Annotated in this window: 15 protein-coding genes; 13 read left to right on the top strand and 2 right to left on the bottom strand. The window is 59.7% G+C overall.

Annotated elements, in window-relative coordinates; genetic code table 11:
• Positions 1-2 precede the first annotated feature (2 nt).
• The 5 genes from nuoJ to nuoN all read left to right on the top strand — a co-directional run bounded on the left by nuoJ (position 3) and on the right by nuoN (position 5,764).
• The gene (gene nuoJ / locus ACOTXI_RS06975; RefSeq protein WP_008500212.1) at positions 3-557 is read left to right on the top strand and encodes an NADH-quinone oxidoreductase subunit J; all 555 of its coding nucleotides are present in this window, start codon (positions 3-5) and stop codon (positions 555-557) included.
• Complete coding sequence (nuoK, locus tag ACOTXI_RS06970; protein WP_003861496.1) at positions 554-856, top strand: NADH-quinone oxidoreductase subunit NuoK; 303 nt, start codon at positions 554-556, stop codon at positions 854-856. Before nuoJ ends, nuoK begins: the two co-directional genes overlap by 4 nt.
• Positions 853-2,694: an NADH-quinone oxidoreductase subunit L gene (gene nuoL, locus ACOTXI_RS06965; RefSeq protein WP_008500213.1), complete on the top strand. Its 1,842-nt coding sequence runs from the start codon at positions 853-855 to the stop codon at positions 2,692-2,694. The genes nuoK and nuoL overlap by 4 nt, the downstream gene beginning before the upstream one ends.
• 76 nt (positions 2,695-2,770) lie before the next feature.
• Entirely contained in the window at positions 2,771-4,300 is a 1,530-nt protein-coding gene (nuoM, locus tag ACOTXI_RS06960) for an NADH-quinone oxidoreductase subunit M (protein WP_008500214.1), read from the top strand.
• 6 nt (positions 4,301-4,306) lie between these two features.
• Positions 4,307-5,764 (top strand): NADH-quinone oxidoreductase subunit NuoN, encoded by a 1,458-nt coding sequence (gene nuoN, locus ACOTXI_RS06955; RefSeq protein WP_008500215.1) that lies wholly within the window; start codon positions 4,307-4,309, stop codon positions 5,762-5,764.
• A 100-nt stretch (positions 5,765-5,864) separates the two neighbouring features.
• On the opposite strand, the gene ACOTXI_RS06950 is transcribed toward nuoN, so the two are convergent.
• Together ACOTXI_RS06950 and rbn are read right to left on the bottom strand one after the other, a co-directional pair.
• Positions 5,865-6,869, bottom strand: coding sequence for a chemotaxis protein (locus tag ACOTXI_RS06950; RefSeq protein ID WP_021241553.1), 1,005 nt, complete (start codon positions 6,867-6,869; stop codon positions 5,865-5,867).
• Positions 6,870-6,933: 64 nt separating this feature from the next.
• Complete coding sequence (rbn, locus tag ACOTXI_RS06945; RefSeq protein WP_021241552.1) at positions 6,934-7,851, bottom strand: ribonuclease BN; 918 nt, start codon at positions 7,849-7,851, stop codon at positions 6,934-6,936.
• Positions 7,852-7,922: 71 nt separating this feature from the next.
• On the opposite strand from rbn, the gene ACOTXI_RS06940 reads away from it, so the two are divergent.
• The 8 genes from ACOTXI_RS06940 (at position 7,923) to menE (ending at position 15,834) form a co-directional block, all read left to right on the top strand.
• Positions 7,923-8,384 (top strand): GNAT family N-acetyltransferase, encoded by a 462-nt coding sequence (locus ACOTXI_RS06940; RefSeq protein ID WP_021241551.1) that lies wholly within the window; start codon positions 7,923-7,925, stop codon positions 8,382-8,384.
• 53 nt (positions 8,385-8,437) lie between these two features.
• The gene (gene elaB / locus ACOTXI_RS06935) at positions 8,438-8,743 is read left to right on the top strand and encodes a stress response protein ElaB (RefSeq protein ID WP_008500219.1); all 306 of its coding nucleotides are present in this window, start codon (positions 8,438-8,440) and stop codon (positions 8,741-8,743) included.
• A gap of 86 nt (positions 8,744-8,829) precedes the next feature.
• Positions 8,830-10,125 (top strand): isochorismate synthase MenF, encoded by a 1,296-nt coding sequence (menF, locus tag ACOTXI_RS06930; protein WP_021241550.1) that lies wholly within the window; start codon positions 8,830-8,832, stop codon positions 10,123-10,125.
• An 88-nt stretch (positions 10,126-10,213) separates the two neighbouring features.
• Positions 10,214-11,884, top strand: a complete 1,671-nt coding sequence (gene menD, locus ACOTXI_RS06925) for a 2-succinyl-5-enolpyruvyl-6-hydroxy-3-cyclohexene-1-carboxylic-acid synthase (RefSeq protein ID WP_021241549.1) — start codon at positions 10,214-10,216, stop codon at positions 11,882-11,884.
• Positions 11,881-12,657: a 2-succinyl-6-hydroxy-2,4-cyclohexadiene-1-carboxylate synthase gene (gene menH, locus ACOTXI_RS06920; protein WP_021241548.1), complete on the top strand. Its 777-nt coding sequence runs from the start codon at positions 11,881-11,883 to the stop codon at positions 12,655-12,657. Before menD ends, menH begins: the two co-directional genes overlap by 4 nt.
• Positions 12,654-13,511 carry a 1,4-dihydroxy-2-naphthoyl-CoA synthase gene (gene menB, locus ACOTXI_RS06915; protein WP_008500223.1) on the top strand — a complete coding sequence of 286 codons (858 nt, stop codon included), beginning with the start codon at positions 12,654-12,656 and terminating at the stop codon, positions 13,509-13,511. Before menH ends, menB begins: the two co-directional genes overlap by 4 nt.
• Positions 13,511-14,476, top strand: coding sequence for an o-succinylbenzoate synthase (menC, locus tag ACOTXI_RS06910; RefSeq protein WP_008500224.1), 966 nt, complete (start codon positions 13,511-13,513; stop codon positions 14,474-14,476). The genes menB and menC overlap by 1 nt, the downstream gene beginning before the upstream one ends.
• A complete protein-coding gene (gene menE / locus ACOTXI_RS06905; protein ID WP_058654841.1) occupies positions 14,473-15,834 on the top strand; it encodes an o-succinylbenzoate--CoA ligase in 1,362 nt (453 codons plus the stop codon). Before menC ends, menE begins: the two co-directional genes overlap by 4 nt.
• Positions 15,835-15,857 lie beyond the last annotated feature (23 nt).

Here is a 15,857-nt window from a genome sequence, read left to right as displayed (position 1 = left end):
CAATGGAATTCGCTTTTTATATCTGTGGCCTTATCGCCATCCTGGCTACGCTGCGAGTGATCACGCACACCAATCCGGTGCATGCGCTGCTGTACTTAATCATCTCGCTGCTGGCTATTTCCGGGGTGTTCTTCGCACTGGGCGCGCACTTCGCCGGTGCGCTGGAAATCATCGTCTACGCCGGGGCCATCATGGTGCTGTTCGTGTTCGTCGTGATGATGCTGAACCTGGGCGGCTCTGAAATCGAGCAGGAACGTCAGTGGTTAAAACCGCAGGTGTGGATCGGCCCGGCAATTTTGTCGGCCATCATGCTGGTGGTGATCGTGTACGCCATTCTGGGTGTAAACGATCAGGGCATCGACGGCACGCCGATCGGCGCTAAAGAGGTCGGTATTACGCTCTTTGGCCCATACGTTCTGGCGGTTGAACTGGCCTCCATGCTGCTGCTGGCAGGTCTGGTTGTGGCCTTCCATGTTGGCCGCGAAGAGCGTGCTGGCGAGGTGCTGAGCAACCGCACTGACGACCGCGCGAAAAGAAAAACGGAGGAGCGCGCATGATCCCCTTAACACATGGACTGATCCTCGCTGCGATTTTATTCGTTCTGGGTCTGACTGGTCTGGTTATCCGCCGCAATCTGCTGTTTATGCTGATCGGGCTGGAAATCATGATTAACGCCTCCGCGCTGGCCTTCGTGGTCGCCGGAAGCTACTGGGGCCAGACCGATGGTCAGGTGATGTACATTCTCGCCATCAGTCTTGCGGCTGCCGAAGCGAGTATTGGCCTGGCGCTGTTGCTGCAGCTCCATCGTCGCCGCCAGAATCTGAACATCGATTCAGTAAGTGAGTTGCGTGGATGAACATGCTTGCCTTAACCATTATTTTTCCGCTGATTGGCTTCGTGCTGCTGGCGTTTTCTCGCGGCCGCTGGTCTGAGAATCTGTCTGCAACCGTCGGCATGGGCTCTGTTGGCCTGGCCGCGCTGGTGACAGCGTATGCGGGTATCGACTTCTTTAACAACGGGCGTCAGCCTTTCAGCGTGCCGCTGTGGACCTGGATGTCGGTCGGTGATTTCAACATCGGCTTCAACCTGGTGCTGGATGGCCTCTCGCTGACCATGCTTTCCGTGGTGACCGGCGTTGGCTTCCTGATCCACATGTTCGCCTCCTGGTATATGCGCGGTGAAGAGGGTTACTCCCGCTTCTTCGCCTACACCAACCTGTTTATCGCCAGCATGGTCGTTCTGGTGCTGGCTGATAACCTGCTGCTGATGTATCTGGGCTGGGAAGGCGTGGGCCTGTGCTCTTACCTGCTGATCGGTTTCTACTATACCGATCCGAAGAATGGCGCAGCGGCCATGAAAGCGTTCGTCGTGACCCGCGTGGGTGACGTCTTCCTCGCTTTCGCGCTGTTCATTCTTTACAACGAACTGGGCACGCTGAACTTCCGCGAAATGGTGGAACTGGCGCCAGCGCACTTCGCCGCAGGCAACAACATGCTGTGGTGGGCAACGCTGATGCTGCTGGGTGGTGCCGTGGGTAAATCCGCGCAGCTGCCGTTGCAGACATGGCTGGCCGACGCGATGGCGGGTCCAACCCCTGTCTCCGCGCTGATCCACGCTGCGACCATGGTTACCGCCGGTGTCTACCTGATTGCGCGTACCCATGGCCTGTTCCTGATGACTCCGGAAATTCTGCACCTGGTGGGTATCGTCGGTGCGGTCACGCTGGTGCTGGCAGGCTTTGCCGCGCTGGTGCAGACCGACATCAAGCGCGTACTTGCGTACTCCACCATGAGCCAGATTGGTTACATGTTCCTCGCGCTGGGCGTTCAGGCGTGGGACGCGGCCATTTTCCACCTGATGACGCACGCGTTCTTTAAAGCGCTGCTGTTCCTCTCATCCGGTTCGGTGATTCTGGCCTGCCATCACGAGCAGAACATCTTCAAAATGGGCGGACTGCGTAAGTCCATCCCGCTGGTCTATGTCTGCTTCCTGGTGGGCGGCGCGGCGCTGGCGGCCCTGCCGCTGATCACCGCGGGCTTCTTCAGTAAGGACGAAATCCTTGCGGGTGCCATGGCGAATGGTCATATCAATCTGATGGTTGCGGGTCTGGTCGGTGCGTTCATGACCTCCCTGTATACCTTCCGTATGATTTTCATCGTATTCCACGGTAAAGAACAAATTCACGCTCACGCAGGGAAGGGGATTACCCATCACCTGCCGCTGATTGTGCTGCTGGTACTGTCCACCTTCGTTGGCGCGATGATTGTGCCTCCGCTGCAGGGCGTGCTGCCGGCGACAACCGAGCTTGAGCACGGTCGCGTTCTGACGCTTGAAATCACCTCCGGTGTGGTCGCTATCGCGGGCATCCTGATTGCGGCATGGCTGTGGCTGGGCAAACGTACGCTGGTCACTGCCGTGGCCAACAGTGCGCCGGGCCGCCTGCTGGGCACCTGGTGGTACAACGCGTGGGGCTTCGACTGGCTGTACGACATGATCTTCGTTAAGCCGTTCCTGGGCATCGCGTGGCTGCTGAAGCGCGACCCGCTGAACAGCCTGATGAATATCCCGGCGATCCTTTCCCGCTTTGCAGGCAAAGGCCTGCTGTACAGCGAGAACGGTTACCTGCGCTGGTATGTGGCGTCCATGAGCATCGGTGCGGTTGTCGTGCTGGCGCTGCTGATGGTGTTGCGTTGATCGTTAAGTGAATTTTATTCGAATTCGTTGAAAATCAGGCCCCTGCTGGGGGCCTTAAAAAGGAATGTAAATCGCCATGTTACTACCCTGGCTAATATTAATTCCCTTCATCGGCGGCTTCCTGTGCTGGCAGACTGAACGCTTTGGCGTGAAGATGCCGCGCTGGATCGCGCTGATCACCATGGGATTGACGCTCGCGCTTGGCCTGCAACTGTGGTTGCAGGGCGGTTACTCACTGACCCAGTCTGCGGGCATTCCGCAGTGGCAGTCTGAGTTCATCCTGCCGTGGATCCCACGTTTCGGCATTACGATCCACCTGGCGATTGACGGTCTCTCACTGCTGATGGTGGTGTTGACCGGTCTGCTCGGCGTTCTGGCGGTACTCTGCTCCTGGCGAGAAATTGAAAAATACCAGGGCTTCTTCCACCTGAACCTGATGTGGATCCTGGGCGGCGTAATCGGCGTGTTCCTTGCCATCGACATGTTCCTGTTCTTCTTCTTCTGGGAGATGATGCTGGTGCCGATGTACTTCCTGATCGCGCTGTGGGGCCACAAGGCGTCCGACGGTAAAACGCGTATCACGGCGGCAACCAAGTTCTTCATCTATACCCAGGCGAGTGGTCTGGTGATGTTGATTGCCATTCTGGCGCTGGTGTTTGTTCACCACAACGCGACCGGCACCTGGACCTTCAACTACGAAGACCTGCTGAAGACCCCAATGTCGCACGGCGTAGAATACCTGCTGATGCTGGGCTTCTTCATCGCCTTCGCGGTGAAAATGCCGGTGGTTCCGCTGCACGGCTGGCTGCCAGACGCACACTCTCAGGCGCCAACGGCGGGTTCCGTTGACCTGGCGGGCATCTTGCTGAAAACGGCGGCCTACGGCCTGCTGCGTTTCGCCCTTCCGCTGTTCCCGAACGCCTCCGCAGAGTTCGCACCGATTGCCATGTGGCTGGGTGTGATCGGTATCTTCTACGGTGCCTGGATGGCCTTCACCCAGTACGACATCAAGCGTCTGATTGCCTACACCTCCGTTTCCCACATGGGCTTCGTGCTGATTGCTATCTACACCGGTAGCCAGCTGGCGTACCAGGGGGCGGTGATCCAGATGATTGCGCACGGTCTGTCCGCAGCCGGTCTCTTCATCCTGTGCGGCCAGCTGTACGAACGTCTGCACACCCGCGACATGCGTATGATGGGCGGTCTGTGGAGCAAAATTAAGTGGCTGCCAGCGCTCTCCATGTTCTTCGCGGTGGCGACTCTGGGGATGCCGGGTACCGGTAACTTCGTCGGCGAATTTATGATTCTGTTCGGCAGCTTCAAAGTGGTACCGGTGATTACCGTGATCTCCACCTTTGGTCTGGTGTTCGCTTCCGTGTACTCGCTGGCGATGCTGCACCGCGCTTACTTCGGTAAAGCGAAGAGCGAAATTGCTGCACAAGAACTGCCGGGGATGTCGCTGCGTGAGCTGTTCATCATCCTGCTGCTGGTCGTACTGCTGGTGCTGCTGGGCTTCTTCCCGCAGCCGATTCTGGATACCTCGCACAGCGCGATGGGCAATATCCAGCAGTGGTTTGTTAATTCTGTTTCTACTACAAGGCCGTAATTCGCCATGACAATAACTCCACAACAACTGATCGCGCTGCTACCGCTGCTGATCGTCGGATTGACGGTGGTGGTTGTGATGCTCTCCATTGCGTGGCGACGCAATCACTTCCTGAATGCCACGCTGTCGGTCATCGGCCTGAACGCCGCGTTAGTCTCACTCTGGTTTGTTGGCCAGGGTGGGGCGATGGACGTCACCCCGCTGATGCGCGTTGACGGTTACGCCATGCTGTATACCGGTCTGGTGCTGCTGGCGAGCCTGGCAACCTGTACCTTTGCGTACCCGTGGCTCGAAGGCTACAACGACAACAAAGAAGAGTTTTACCTGCTGGTTCTGATTGCCGCGCTGGGCGGCATTCTGCTGGCGAATGCGAACCACCTGGCCGCGCTGTTCCTCGGCATTGAGCTGATCTCTCTGCCGCTGTTCGGTCTGATTGGTTACGCCTTCCGCCAGAAGCGCTCGCTGGAAGCAAGCATCAAGTACACCATCCTGTCTGCGGCGGCGTCCTCGTTCCTGCTGTTTGGTATTGCGCTGGTGTACGCACAGTCCGGTAACCTCTCCTTTATGGCGCTCGGCAAGAGCCTCGGTGACGGCATGCTGCATGAGCCGCTGCTGCTGGCGGGTCTGGGCATGATGATTGTTGGCCTTGGCTTCAAACTCTCTCTGGTGCCGTTCCACCTGTGGACGCCAGACGTCTACCAGGGTGCACCGGCTCCGGTGTCGACCTTCCTGGCGACGGCGAGCAAAATCGCCATCTTCGGGGTGGTGATGCGTCTGTTCCTGTACGCGCCGGTGGGTGACAGCGAAGCGGTTCGCGTGGTGCTGGGCATCATCGCGTTCGTCTCCATCATCTTCGGTAACCTGATGGCGCTGAGCCAGACCAACATCAAGCGTCTGCTGGGCTACTCGTCTATCTCTCATCTGGGCTACCTGATGGTGGCGCTGATTGCGCTGCAGAGCGGTGAGATGTCGATGGAAGCCGTGGGCGTCTATCTGGCCGGCTACCTGTTCAGCAGCCTCGGCGCCTTCGGCGTGGTGAGCCTGATGTCCAGCCCGTACCGTGGTCCGGATGCCGATTCACTGTTCTCTTACCGTGGTCTGTTCTGGCACCGTCCGATCCTGTCCGCCGTAATGACCGTGATGATGCTCTCTCTGGCCGGTATTCCGATGACGCTTGGCTTTATCGGTAAGTTCTACGTGCTGGCCGTCGGTGTGCAGGCGCACCTGTGGTGGCTGACCGCGGGCGTGGTGATCGGCTCCGCGATTGGTCTGTACTACTACCTGCGCGTGGCCGTGAGCCTGTACCTGAGCGCACCTCAGCAGCTCAATCGTGATGCTCCAGGCAACTGGCAGTACAGCGCTGGTGGTATCGTCGTGCTTATCTCCGCGCTGCTGGTGCTGATCTTCGGTATCTATCCGCAACCGCTGATTGATATCGTGCAGCGAGCGATGCCGCTGATGTAAAAACAAAAAACCCGCTTCGGCGGGTTTTTTTATTGCCCAGCGTAGCTACGCTTGCAGGGCCTACGGGTTTTGTAGGTCGGGTAAGCGTAGCGCCACCCGACTAAGCCAGCTGTTTACGGCTAATCAACGGCCCGTCAATCTTCTTCATCGAGCGGTCCAGCACTTCCTCAATCACCGACGACAGCTCGTTCAGCTCAAACTTCGCGACGTAGCCATCCGCCTTCACCTTGCGAATATGGTCTTCGTTGGCGTTGCCGGAAAGGGAAGAGTGGATCACCACCGGAATATCCTTCAGAACCGGGTCGGTTTTGATTTTGCGCGTCAGCGTAAAACCGTCCATCTCCGGCATTTCGAGGTCGGTCAGCACCAGCGCGATCTTATCGGTGATCGGCACGCCTTCAGCCTGTGCCTGTGCGGCCAGCACGCCAATTTTTTCCCACGCGTCTTTGCCGGTGATATGCAGCTGCGCCGGGATCTCCATCGCCTGCAGGCCTTTCTCCAGCATCGAACGCGCCACTTTGGAATCTTCCGCCACAATCGCGACCGCGCCCGGCTTGATATTGAACTTAGTGGTTTTCAGATTGGTGGCGTGCAGATCGTGGTTGGCCGGGGTGATGTCATACAGGATCTGCTCAACGTCCAGCACCATCGCCAGATCGTTGGTATCGCTCTTCTCGTCAAGACACGCAATGCTGGTGATATAGCGACCGCTGACGGCGGTTTCCGCCGCGTGCACCTGCTTCCAGTCCAGACGCATGATGTTCTCAACCGACTCCACGGCAAACGCCTGCACGCTGCGCGCATATTCGGTGATCAGCAGGATATTCAGCCCGGTGGTGGGCTTACAGCCCGCCACGGCGGCCAGGTCAATCACCGGGATCACCTGATCGCGGATATTCACCATTCCCATCAGCGGTGATTTCATCCCGGCGGGTTTCGTGAACTCCGGCATCGGCACAATTTCACGCAGCTTAAAGACGTTAATGCCAAACAGCTCAGATTTATTTTCGTTAAGAGAGGTGCCAAGACGGAACAGCAACAGTTCAAAACGGTTCGACAGGGTCAGATTCGCCCTGTCATCAATATCTTTCTGGAAATTATCCATTCTACCCTCGAGAGAAATGCTGACCTTTTAATCGTTATCGGCATCCTGAGGGAAAAATGAAGGACTAAACGCTGACCTGAGCGAAATCTTCGGCCAGCTCACATTCCGGGAACAGCGCGAGGCACTCTGCCAGCAGCTTTTCACAGCCCCGCGCGTCGTAGCGCGAGCTGACGTGGGTGATGATGAGCCTCCCGACGCCCGCGTCACGGGCTAGCTGCGCCGCCTGTCGCGTCGAGCTGTGGCCCCGGCCGTTGGCTTTCTCTTCCATCGCCGTTTCAAGGGTCGCTTCATGTACCATCACGTCCACGCCCTGGGCCAGCGTGAGCGCCGCCCGGCACGGGGCCGTGTCGCCAAAGATCGCCAGCTTCTTGCCGGGCTGCGGTGCGGCGAGATAATCCTGCCCATTGATGACGCGCCCGTCCTCCAGCGTGACGGTCTCGCCGTGCTTCAGGCGCTGGAACAGCGGCCCGGGTTTTACGCCATCGGCCATCAGCGCGGCGGCATCCAGCGCGCCGGGTTTGTCATGCGCGTCAACACGGTAGCCATAGCATTCCACAGGATGATTGAGCGGTTGAGCACTAACCCGATAATCTCCGTCATCGAATACCAGGCCTTCGGTAATCTCAACCACCTCCAGCGGATAATCGGTCCACGACCCGCTCAGGCGCAGCGTGGTTTCAACAAATTCACGAATACCCGCAGGCCCGTAAATCGTCAGCGGGTTGGCGTTACCGGCCATCGAGCGGCTGCACAGCAGGCCGGGAAGGCCAAACAGATGGTCGCCATGCAGATGGGTGATAAAAATTTTATCCAGCTTGCCGGGGTGATAAGCGGTGTGTAGGAGCTGATGCTGCGTCCCTTCACCACAGTCAAACAGCCACAGCCCGCCGCGGGTGGGGTGTTTAAGATCCAGCAGTATCGCCGTCACATTCCGTGAGCGGGTTGGCACGCCCGCGGACGTACCCAGAAAAATCAGTTCCATAACGCAATCAGCCCTTTGCTGAACGGGGAGGTGTTTAGTATAACGTGATGAACCCCAGGAAGGAGACTGACATGATCCAGTGGCAAGATTTACACCATAGTGACCTTACCGTTCATTCACTTTACGCCCTGCTGAAACTGCGCTGCGAAGTGTTTGTGGTTGAACAGACCTGCCCGTATCAGGACATCGACGGCGACGATCTCGTCGGCGAGAACCGCCATATTCTTGGCTGGCGGGATAACGAGCTGGTGGCGTATGCGAGGATTCTGAAAAGCGAGGACGAATTCGAGCCTGTCGTGATTGGTCGGGTCATCATCAGCGGCAAAGCGCGCGGTGAAAAACTGGGCTATCAGCTGATGGAGAAAACGCTGGAGGCATGCCAGAAACAGTGGCCGAACAAGGCGTTATACCTGGGCGCACAGGCGCACCTGCAGTCCTTCTACGGCCACTTTGGTTTCGTGCCGGTCACCGAGGTGTACGATGAAGACGGCATTCCCCACATCGGCATGGCGCGGGAAGCGAAGCAGGCGTAATGGCGAGTCGTTGGCTATAGTTAGCGAACTGGTGTACTAACATGGAGAAAAATATGTCATTTCAATCCTGGGATACCCGTATCGACGACGACCTGGCCTTACTGAGCGAAACGCTGGAAGAGGTGTTACGTTCCTCGGGCGACCCTGCCGATCAGAAATATATTGAGCTAAAAGCCCGTGCCGAACAGGCGCTGCATGAAGTGAAAAACCGCGTCAGCCATGCGTCTGATACCTACTACTACCGCGCCAAAAAAGCGGTGTACCGTGCCGATGATTACGTGCATGAAAAACCGTGGCAGGGTATTGGCGTGGGGGCTGCCGTAGGCCTGGTACTGGGGCTGCTGTTGGCCCGTCGTTAAGCCGCTTAACCACTCCCTATACGTGGGTACTGCTATTTATGGCCAGTACCCCGTATAATACGAGGTTTTAACAGGGAGAGGTTCGCGTGAATTCGATTTTCCTCGCGCTGGAGCAATTGCGTACCCAGCTTTCGCAAGCGTTACCCGCAACGCCCGGCATACGTCATTTCGACGTCTCTTTCCCGTTAAACGATGCCTTCGACCCTCTCGCCTGGCTTGGGGCGCAGCAGTGCTATCCGCAGTTTTACTGGCAGCAGCGTAACGGCGATGAAGAGCTGGCCGCGCTGGGGGCGGTTATCATCTTTTCCTCTCTGGCGTTAGCCACGCAGTTTTTGCGCGAGCAAAACGCGCCAGGTGATACCCGCATCTGCGGCCTGAACGCCTTTAATCCGGAGCAGGGCAGCCTCTTTTTACCGCGACTGTTCTGGCGACGTACCGCCGGCACCGCTACGCTGCGCCTGCAGCTGTGGAGCGATTATTCACTTCAGGAAGATGCCCATGCCGCGCGGGATTTTTTACAGCAGCTCCAGCCAGCCAGGCCTATCCGCCCGCTGGCCGTTCAGGTTGAGCACGAAAACCATCAGCCTCAACGGGCCGAATGGCTGAGACTTGTCCGAAGGGCGACCGAAACCATCGCGCGCGGTGATTTTGAAAAGGTTGTCCTTGCGAGGGCCACCGATCTTCAGTTTACACAGCGCATTAACCCCGTCGCGCTGATGGCGGCCAGCCGCGCCCTCAATTTACATTGCTATCACTTCTGCATGGTATTCGACGCCAGCAACGCGTTTCTCGGCTCGACGCCCGAGCGTCTCTGGCGGCGACGCGGCACGCTGCTGCGCACCGAAGCGCTGGCGGGCACCGTCGCCAGCCATACCGATGATAAAAAGGCGCAGCGTCTGGGCGAGTGGCTGCTGAACGACGATAAAAACCAGCGCGAGAATATGCTGGTCGTGGAAGATATCTGTCAGCGTCTTCAGCACTCTACGCAGACGCTTGAGGTACTGCCTGCCCAGGTGGTACGCCTGCGTAAGGTGCAGCATCTGCGCCGCTGTATCTGGACCGAGCTCAAGCAGGCCGACGACGAGCAGTGCCTGCATATGCTACAGCCGACGGCGGCCGTTGCCGGTTTGCCGCGACAGCCTGCGCGCGAGTTTATTCAGAAGGTTGAGCCCTTTAACCGCGAGTGGTACGCCGGTTCGGCCGGGTATTTATCGCCTGACCAGAGTGAGTTCTGCGTGGCGCTGCGTTCAGCCCGCGTCCATGAGGACTCGCTGCGGCTCTACGCCGGGGCCGGCATTGTCAGCGGATCTGACCCGGAGCAGGAGTGGCAGGAGATTGAAAACAAAGCGGCCGGGTTGCGCTCTCTGCTCCTAAGGGATTAATACTGAATCGCGCAATCCCGATTCACATCAAAATTCCAATTTTTTCTATTATTTATACTGTGTCGCATTCTTGATACCGGACAATCTCATGTCAGTAAGTTCTTTTAACCGACGCTGGGCGGCGGTGATCCTTGAAGCCCTGACGCGCCATGGCGTCAGGCATGTGTGTATTGCACCGGGTTCTCGCTCAACGCCGCTGACGCTGGCGGCCGCCGAAAACCGGGCGTTGATTCACCACACCCACTTTGATGAGCGTGGCCTCGGGCATCTCGCGCTGGGTCTGGCGAAGGTCAGCAAAGAACCCGTGGCGGTGATTGTCACTTCCGGTACTGCCGTGGCGAACCTCTATCCGGCTCTGATTGAAGCCGGGTTAACCGGTGAAAAGCTGATTCTGCTGACGGCCGATCGTCCCCCTGAGCTTATCGACTGCGGCGCCAATCAGGCCATCCGTCAGCCGGGACTCTTTTCTTCGCATCCTTCGCAGACGATTTCGCTGCCCCGGCCCACCCAGGATATTCCGGCAAGCTGGCTGGTCTCCACCGTCGATCACGCCATGGAAACGCTGCGCGGCGGGGCGCTGCATATCAACTGCCCGTTTGCCGAGCCGCTGTACGGCGAGCTGGACGACACGGGTCTTGACTGGCAGCAGTCTCTCGGTGACTGGTGGCAGAGTGAAAAACCGTGGCTGCGCGAGCAGACGCACCTTGAGAGCGCGAAGCAGCGCGACTGGTTCTTCTGGCGGCAGAAGCGCGGCGTGGTTATCGCCGGGCGCATGAGCGCTGCCGAAGGCAAGCTGGTCGCCGAATGGGCGCAAACCCTGGGCTGGCCGCTGATCGGCGACGTGCTTTCCCAGACCGGGCAGCCGCTGCCGTGCGCGGATCTCTGGCTGGGTAATGCCAAAGCGGTCACCGAGCTGTCGCAGGCGCAGATTGTGGTCCAGCTTGGATCGAGTTTAACCGGCAAGCGGTTACTGCAGTGGCAGGCCACCTGCACGCCGGACGAATACTGGCTGGTGGACGCGCTGGAAGGGCGTCTTGACCCGGCGCACCATCGCGGTCGTCGTCTGGTCAGCCGTATCGACGCCTGGCTGGCGCTCCATCCGGCTGAAAAACGCAAACCCTGGGCGGTTACCCTCCCGGACCTGTCGCGCCAGGCGTGGGAACTGACCCATGCGCGCTGTGAAGCGTTCAGCGAGGCCGGGCTGGCGCACCGTATTCGCCAGTACCTGCCCGAGCAGGGGCAGCTGTTTGTCGGCAACAGCCTGGTCGTGCGGCTGATTGACGCCTTTTCGCAGCTGCCCGCGGGCTACCCGGTGTACAGCAACCGTGGTGCCAGCGGCATCGACGGGCTGATCTCTACGGCGGCGGGCGTGCAGCGCGCCAGCGCAAAATCGACGCTGGCCATCGTGGGGGATCTCTCCGCGCTCTACGACCTCAACGCGCTGGCGCTGCTGCGTCAGGCGTCTGCCCCGTTCGTGCTGATCGTGGTTAACAACAACGGCGGACAGATTTTCTCCCTGCTGCCTACGCCGCAGAGCGAGCGCGAGCGCTTCTATCTGATGCCGCAGAACGTGCACTTCGAACACGCCGCGGCAATGTTCAGCCTGAAATACCATCGCCCGGAAAGCTGGGAACAGCTGGATACGGCGCTAAGCTCCGCCTGGAAGCAGCCGGGCGCGACGCTGATTGAGCTGGTGGTTAACGAGGCTGACGGTGCGCAGGCCCTGCAAAGCCTGCTGGCGCAGGTGAGCCAGCTGTGATCCTCACTGGCGTGCAGCAGGCTGGAAAACCAGGCTATCCCTGGCTGGTCTTTTTGCACGGTTTTTCCGGCGATTGCCGCGAGTGGCAGGGTGTTGGTGAGCGGCTTTGCGATTACCCCCGGCTGTATCTGGATCTGCCGGGACACGGTGGATCCCGGCACCTGGGCGTGACGGGCTTCGACGAGCTGAGCGCGTTGCTTACCAGAACTCAGGTTAGTTACAACATACTGAAATTCTGGCTCGTCGGGTACTCCCTCGGCGGCCGCATTGCGATGTTCCATGCCTGCCAGCAGCCGAAGGGGCTGTTGGGCGTGACGGTAGAAGGCGGCCATCCGGGCCTGCAGGATGCCGATGCGCGACAGGCGCGGCTGGCATCAGACCGCCGCTGGGCGACGCGTTTTCGCAGCGAACCGTTGGAAAAGGTATTCGCTGACTGGTACCAACAGCCCGTGTTTGCCTCCCTGACGGACGCCCAGCGCGACGCGCTGATTACCCTGCGCAGCCAGAACAACGGCGCGGCGCTGGCGATGATGCTCGAGGCGACGTCGCTGGCCGTGCAGCCCGACCTGCGTACCGCGCTCAGCGCACGTGATTTCACTTTTGATTATCTCTATGGCGAACGTGATGAGAAGTTTACGGCCCTTGCTGCGGAGCTGAACGCCGTTTGCCATGCAATTCCCAACGCCGGACACAACGCCCACCGGGAAAACCCCGACGCGGTTGCCGCGAGTCTGGCTCAGATACTGCGTCTTCGAATAAAGGACACTCTATGATCTATCCTGATGAACACATGCTTTACGCCCCGGTTGAATGGCAGGACTGCTCCGAAGGCTACACCGACATTCGTTACCACAAATCCACCGACGGTATTGCCAAAATCACCATCAACCGCCCGCAGGTGCGTAACGCCTTCCGTCCGCTGACCGTGAAAGAGATGATTCAGGCCCTGGCGGATGCGCGCTATGACGACAACATCGGCGTGATTGTCCTGACCGGCGAAGGCGAGAAAGCGTTCTGCTCCGGTGGCGATCAGAAAGTGCGCGGCGACTACGGCGGATACCAGGACGATGCGGGGACGCACCACCTGAACGTCCTCGATTTCCAGCGTCAGATCCGCACCTGTCCAAAACCGGTGGTGGCGATGGTGGCGGGCTACTCCATCGGCGGTGGCCACGTGCTGCACATGATGTGCGACCTGACCATTGCCGCTGAAAACGCCATCTTCGGCCAGACCGGCCCGAAAGTGGGATCTTTCGATGGCGGCTGGGGTGCCTCCTACATGGCGCGCATCGTCGGGCAGAAAAAAGCCCGTGAAATCTGGTTCCTGTGCCGTCAGTACAACGCGCAGGAAGCGCTGGATATGGGCCTGGTGAATACCGTGGTGCCGCTTGCCGATCTCGAAAAAGAGACCGTGCGCTGGTGTCGCGAAATGCTGCAAAACAGCCCGATGGCGCTGCGCTGCCTGAAAGCGGCACTTAACGCCGACTGCGACGGTCAGGCGGGTCTGCAGGAGCTGGCGGGCAACGCCACCATGCTGTTCTACATGACCGAAGAGGGTCAGGAAGGGCGCAACGCGTTTAACGAAAAACGCCAGCCAGACTTCAGCAAATACAAACGGAATCCGTAATGCGTCGCGCGCAGGTTTACCGCTGGCAGATACCGATGGACGCGGGCGTGGTGCTGCGTGAACGGCGGTTAAAAACCCGTGACGGCTTCTTCGTGCATCTGCAGCAGGGCGAGCGGGAAGGCTGGGGCGAGATTTCGCCTCTGCCGGGCTTTAGCCTCGAGTCGCTGGAGGATGCGCATGCTGCATTGCTGGCGTGGGCAGACGCGTGGCGTGAGGGCGAGAACCCGGCGTTACCGGATGTCCCTTCCGCGGCCTTTGGTATCAGCTGCGCGCTGGCGGAGCTGGACGGCAGCCTGCCAGAAGCGGGGAATTACCGCGCGGCACCGCTCTGTACGGGCGATCCGGACGAGCTGTTCGCGCAGCTCTCCGCCATGCCGGGCGAGAAGGTCGCGAAAATCAAAGTCGGGCTTTATGAAGCGGTGCGTGACGGCATGGTCGCCAACCTGCTGCTGGAGGCGATCCCCGATCTGCATCTGCGTCTGGACGCCAACCGCGCCTGGACGCCGCTTAAGGCGCAGCAGTTTGCGAAGTACGTCAACCCGGCCTACCGGAGCCGCATTGCCTTCCTGGAAGAGCCGTGCAAAACCCGCGAGGATTCGCGCGCGTTTGCCCGCGAAACGGGGATTGCCATCGCCTGGGATGAAAGCCTGCGCGAGGCCGATTTTGAATTTGCTGCCGAGCCCGGCGTAAGCGCGGTAGTGATTAAACCGACGCTGACCGGCAGCCTGGCGAAAGTGCGCGAACAGGTCGCGGCGGCGCACGCCTTAGGGCTGACGGCGGTGATCAGCTCGTCAATTGAGTCCAGCCTTGGGCTAACCCAGCTGGCGCGCATGGCCGCCTGGTTAACGCCTGACACGGTCCCCGGCCTCGACACGCTGAACCTGATGCAGGCTCAGCTTCTCCGCCCGTGGCCGGACAGCGCGCTGCCGTGCCTCGACGTCGCGGCGCTGGAGCCGTTGCGATGAGTTTTACCGACTGGCCGTGGCGACACTGGTGCGCGCTGTTTGCCGATAAACCGGTCCTGAGGCTGAACGACGAGGTGCTCAGCTGGCAACAGCTGTGCGCGCGCATCGACAGCCTTGCGGCAGGCTTTCACCAGCAGGGCGTGGAGGAGGGCTGCGGCGTGCTGCTGCAGGCCCATAATCATCCGCAAACCCTGCTGGCGTGGCTGGCGCTACTCCAGTGCGGGGCGCGTATTCTTCCCGTTAATCCGCAGCTGCCGCGCCCGCTGCTGGACGTGCTGCTCCCGCAGATGACGCTGCGCTTTGCGCTGGTGCTGGACGGCAGCTACGACGGCCTTCCTGCCCTGAGCATGCGCGAGACCGCCAATGCGTATTGCGCTGCGTGGCAACCGGCGCGGCTGGCCTCCATGACGCTGACCTCCGGCTCCACCGGTCTGCCGAAAGCGGCGGTCCATACCTGCGAAGCCCATCTTGCCAGCGCGAGCGGCGTTTTGTCGCTGATGCCCTACGGTGAAGACGACGACTGGCTGCTTTCGCTGCCGCTGTTCCACGTTTCGGGCCAGGGGATTTTATGGCGCTGGCTGCAGGCCGGCGCGCGGTTAACCGTGCGCGAGAAACAGCCTCTGGAGCAGGCGCTGTGCGGCTGCACCCACGCCTCGCTCGTGCCAACCCAGCTCTGGCGTCTGCTTAATGCCCACCAGCCTGTCGCACTGAAAGCGGTGCTGCTGGGCGGGGCGGCCATCCCTGTGGAATTGACCGAACAGGCGCGAGAGCAGGATATACGCACCTTCTGCGGCTACGGTCTGACCGAGTTTGCGTCAACCGTCTGTGCGAAAGAGGCCGACGGCGAGCCGGACGTGGGCCGTGCGCTGCCGGGCAGAGAGGTGCAGGTCGTTAACGGTGAAGTCTGGATCAGAGCGCAAAGCATGGCCTCAGGCTACTGGCGGGATGGTGAACTGATTCCGCTGACCAACGCGCAGGGATGGTTCGCCACCCGCGATCGCGGCGAATGGCATGACGGCCGTCTGACGATCCTCGGCCGCATGGATAACCTCTTTTTTAGCGGCGGAGAAGGGATCCAGCCGGAATCGCTCGAGCGCGTTATCGCCACGCACCCGCAGGTTAACCAGGTGTTTATCGTTCCGCTGGACGACGCTGAGTTCGGGCAACGTCCGGTGGCGGTGGTGGAGTGCGAGCCGGGAACGGATATCACCACTTTACCCGACTGGGTCAGGGACAAGGTGGCGCGTTTTGAGCAACCCGTCCGCTGGCTGCTGCTGCCGACTGAACTCAAAAATGGCGGCATTAAAGTTTCGCGCCGCGCGCTGCAGGAGTGGGTTAACGCAACGCTGAAGGGATAATAGCCGTTTCAAATAGTTACAAT

This window comes from Enterobacter cloacae complex sp. BZL2005 (assembly GCF_049238885.1).
Lineage (GTDB): Bacteria > Pseudomonadota > Gammaproteobacteria > Enterobacterales > Enterobacteriaceae > Enterobacter > Enterobacter roggenkampii.
The sequence above is the reverse complement of the archived record's forward strand: the minus strand, read 5'-3'. Positions and strand labels throughout refer to the sequence as shown.

What these genes read in the sequence shown, in the direction of transcription:
- elaB (WP_008500219.1), top strand. Translation starts at nt 8,438, where the DNA reads ATGTCATTTCAATCCTGGGATACCCGTATCGACGACGACCTGGCCTTA.
- menC (WP_008500224.1), top strand. Translation starts at nt 13,511, where the DNA reads ATGCGTCGCGCGCAGGTTTACCGCTGGCAGATACCGATGGACGCGGGC.
- menB (WP_008500223.1), top strand. Translation starts at nt 12,654, where the DNA reads ATGATCTATCCTGATGAACACATGCTTTACGCCCCGGTTGAATGGCAG.
- nuoM (WP_008500214.1), top strand. Translation starts at nt 2,771, where the DNA reads ATGTTACTACCCTGGCTAATATTAATTCCCTTCATCGGCGGCTTCCTG.
- nuoK (WP_003861496.1), top strand. Translation starts at nt 554, where the DNA reads ATGATCCCCTTAACACATGGACTGATCCTCGCTGCGATTTTATTCGTT.
- menD (WP_021241549.1), top strand. Translation starts at nt 10,214, where the DNA reads ATGTCAGTAAGTTCTTTTAACCGACGCTGGGCGGCGGTGATCCTTGAA.
- nuoJ (WP_008500212.1), top strand. Translation starts at nt 3, where the DNA reads ATGGAATTCGCTTTTTATATCTGTGGCCTTATCGCCATCCTGGCTACG.
- menE (WP_058654841.1), top strand. Translation starts at nt 14,473, where the DNA reads ATGAGTTTTACCGACTGGCCGTGGCGACACTGGTGCGCGCTGTTTGCC.
- ACOTXI_RS06950 (WP_021241553.1), bottom strand. Translation starts at nt 6,869, where the DNA reads ATGGATAATTTCCAGAAAGATATTGATGACAGGGCGAATCTGACCCTG.
- rbn (WP_021241552.1), bottom strand. Translation starts at nt 7,851, where the DNA reads ATGGAACTGATTTTTCTGGGTACGTCCGCGGGCGTGCCAACCCGCTCA.
- nuoN (WP_008500215.1), top strand. Translation starts at nt 4,307, where the DNA reads ATGACAATAACTCCACAACAACTGATCGCGCTGCTACCGCTGCTGATC.
- nuoL (WP_008500213.1), top strand. Translation starts at nt 853, where the DNA reads ATGAACATGCTTGCCTTAACCATTATTTTTCCGCTGATTGGCTTCGTG.
- ACOTXI_RS06940 (WP_021241551.1), top strand. Translation starts at nt 7,923, where the DNA reads ATGATCCAGTGGCAAGATTTACACCATAGTGACCTTACCGTTCATTCA.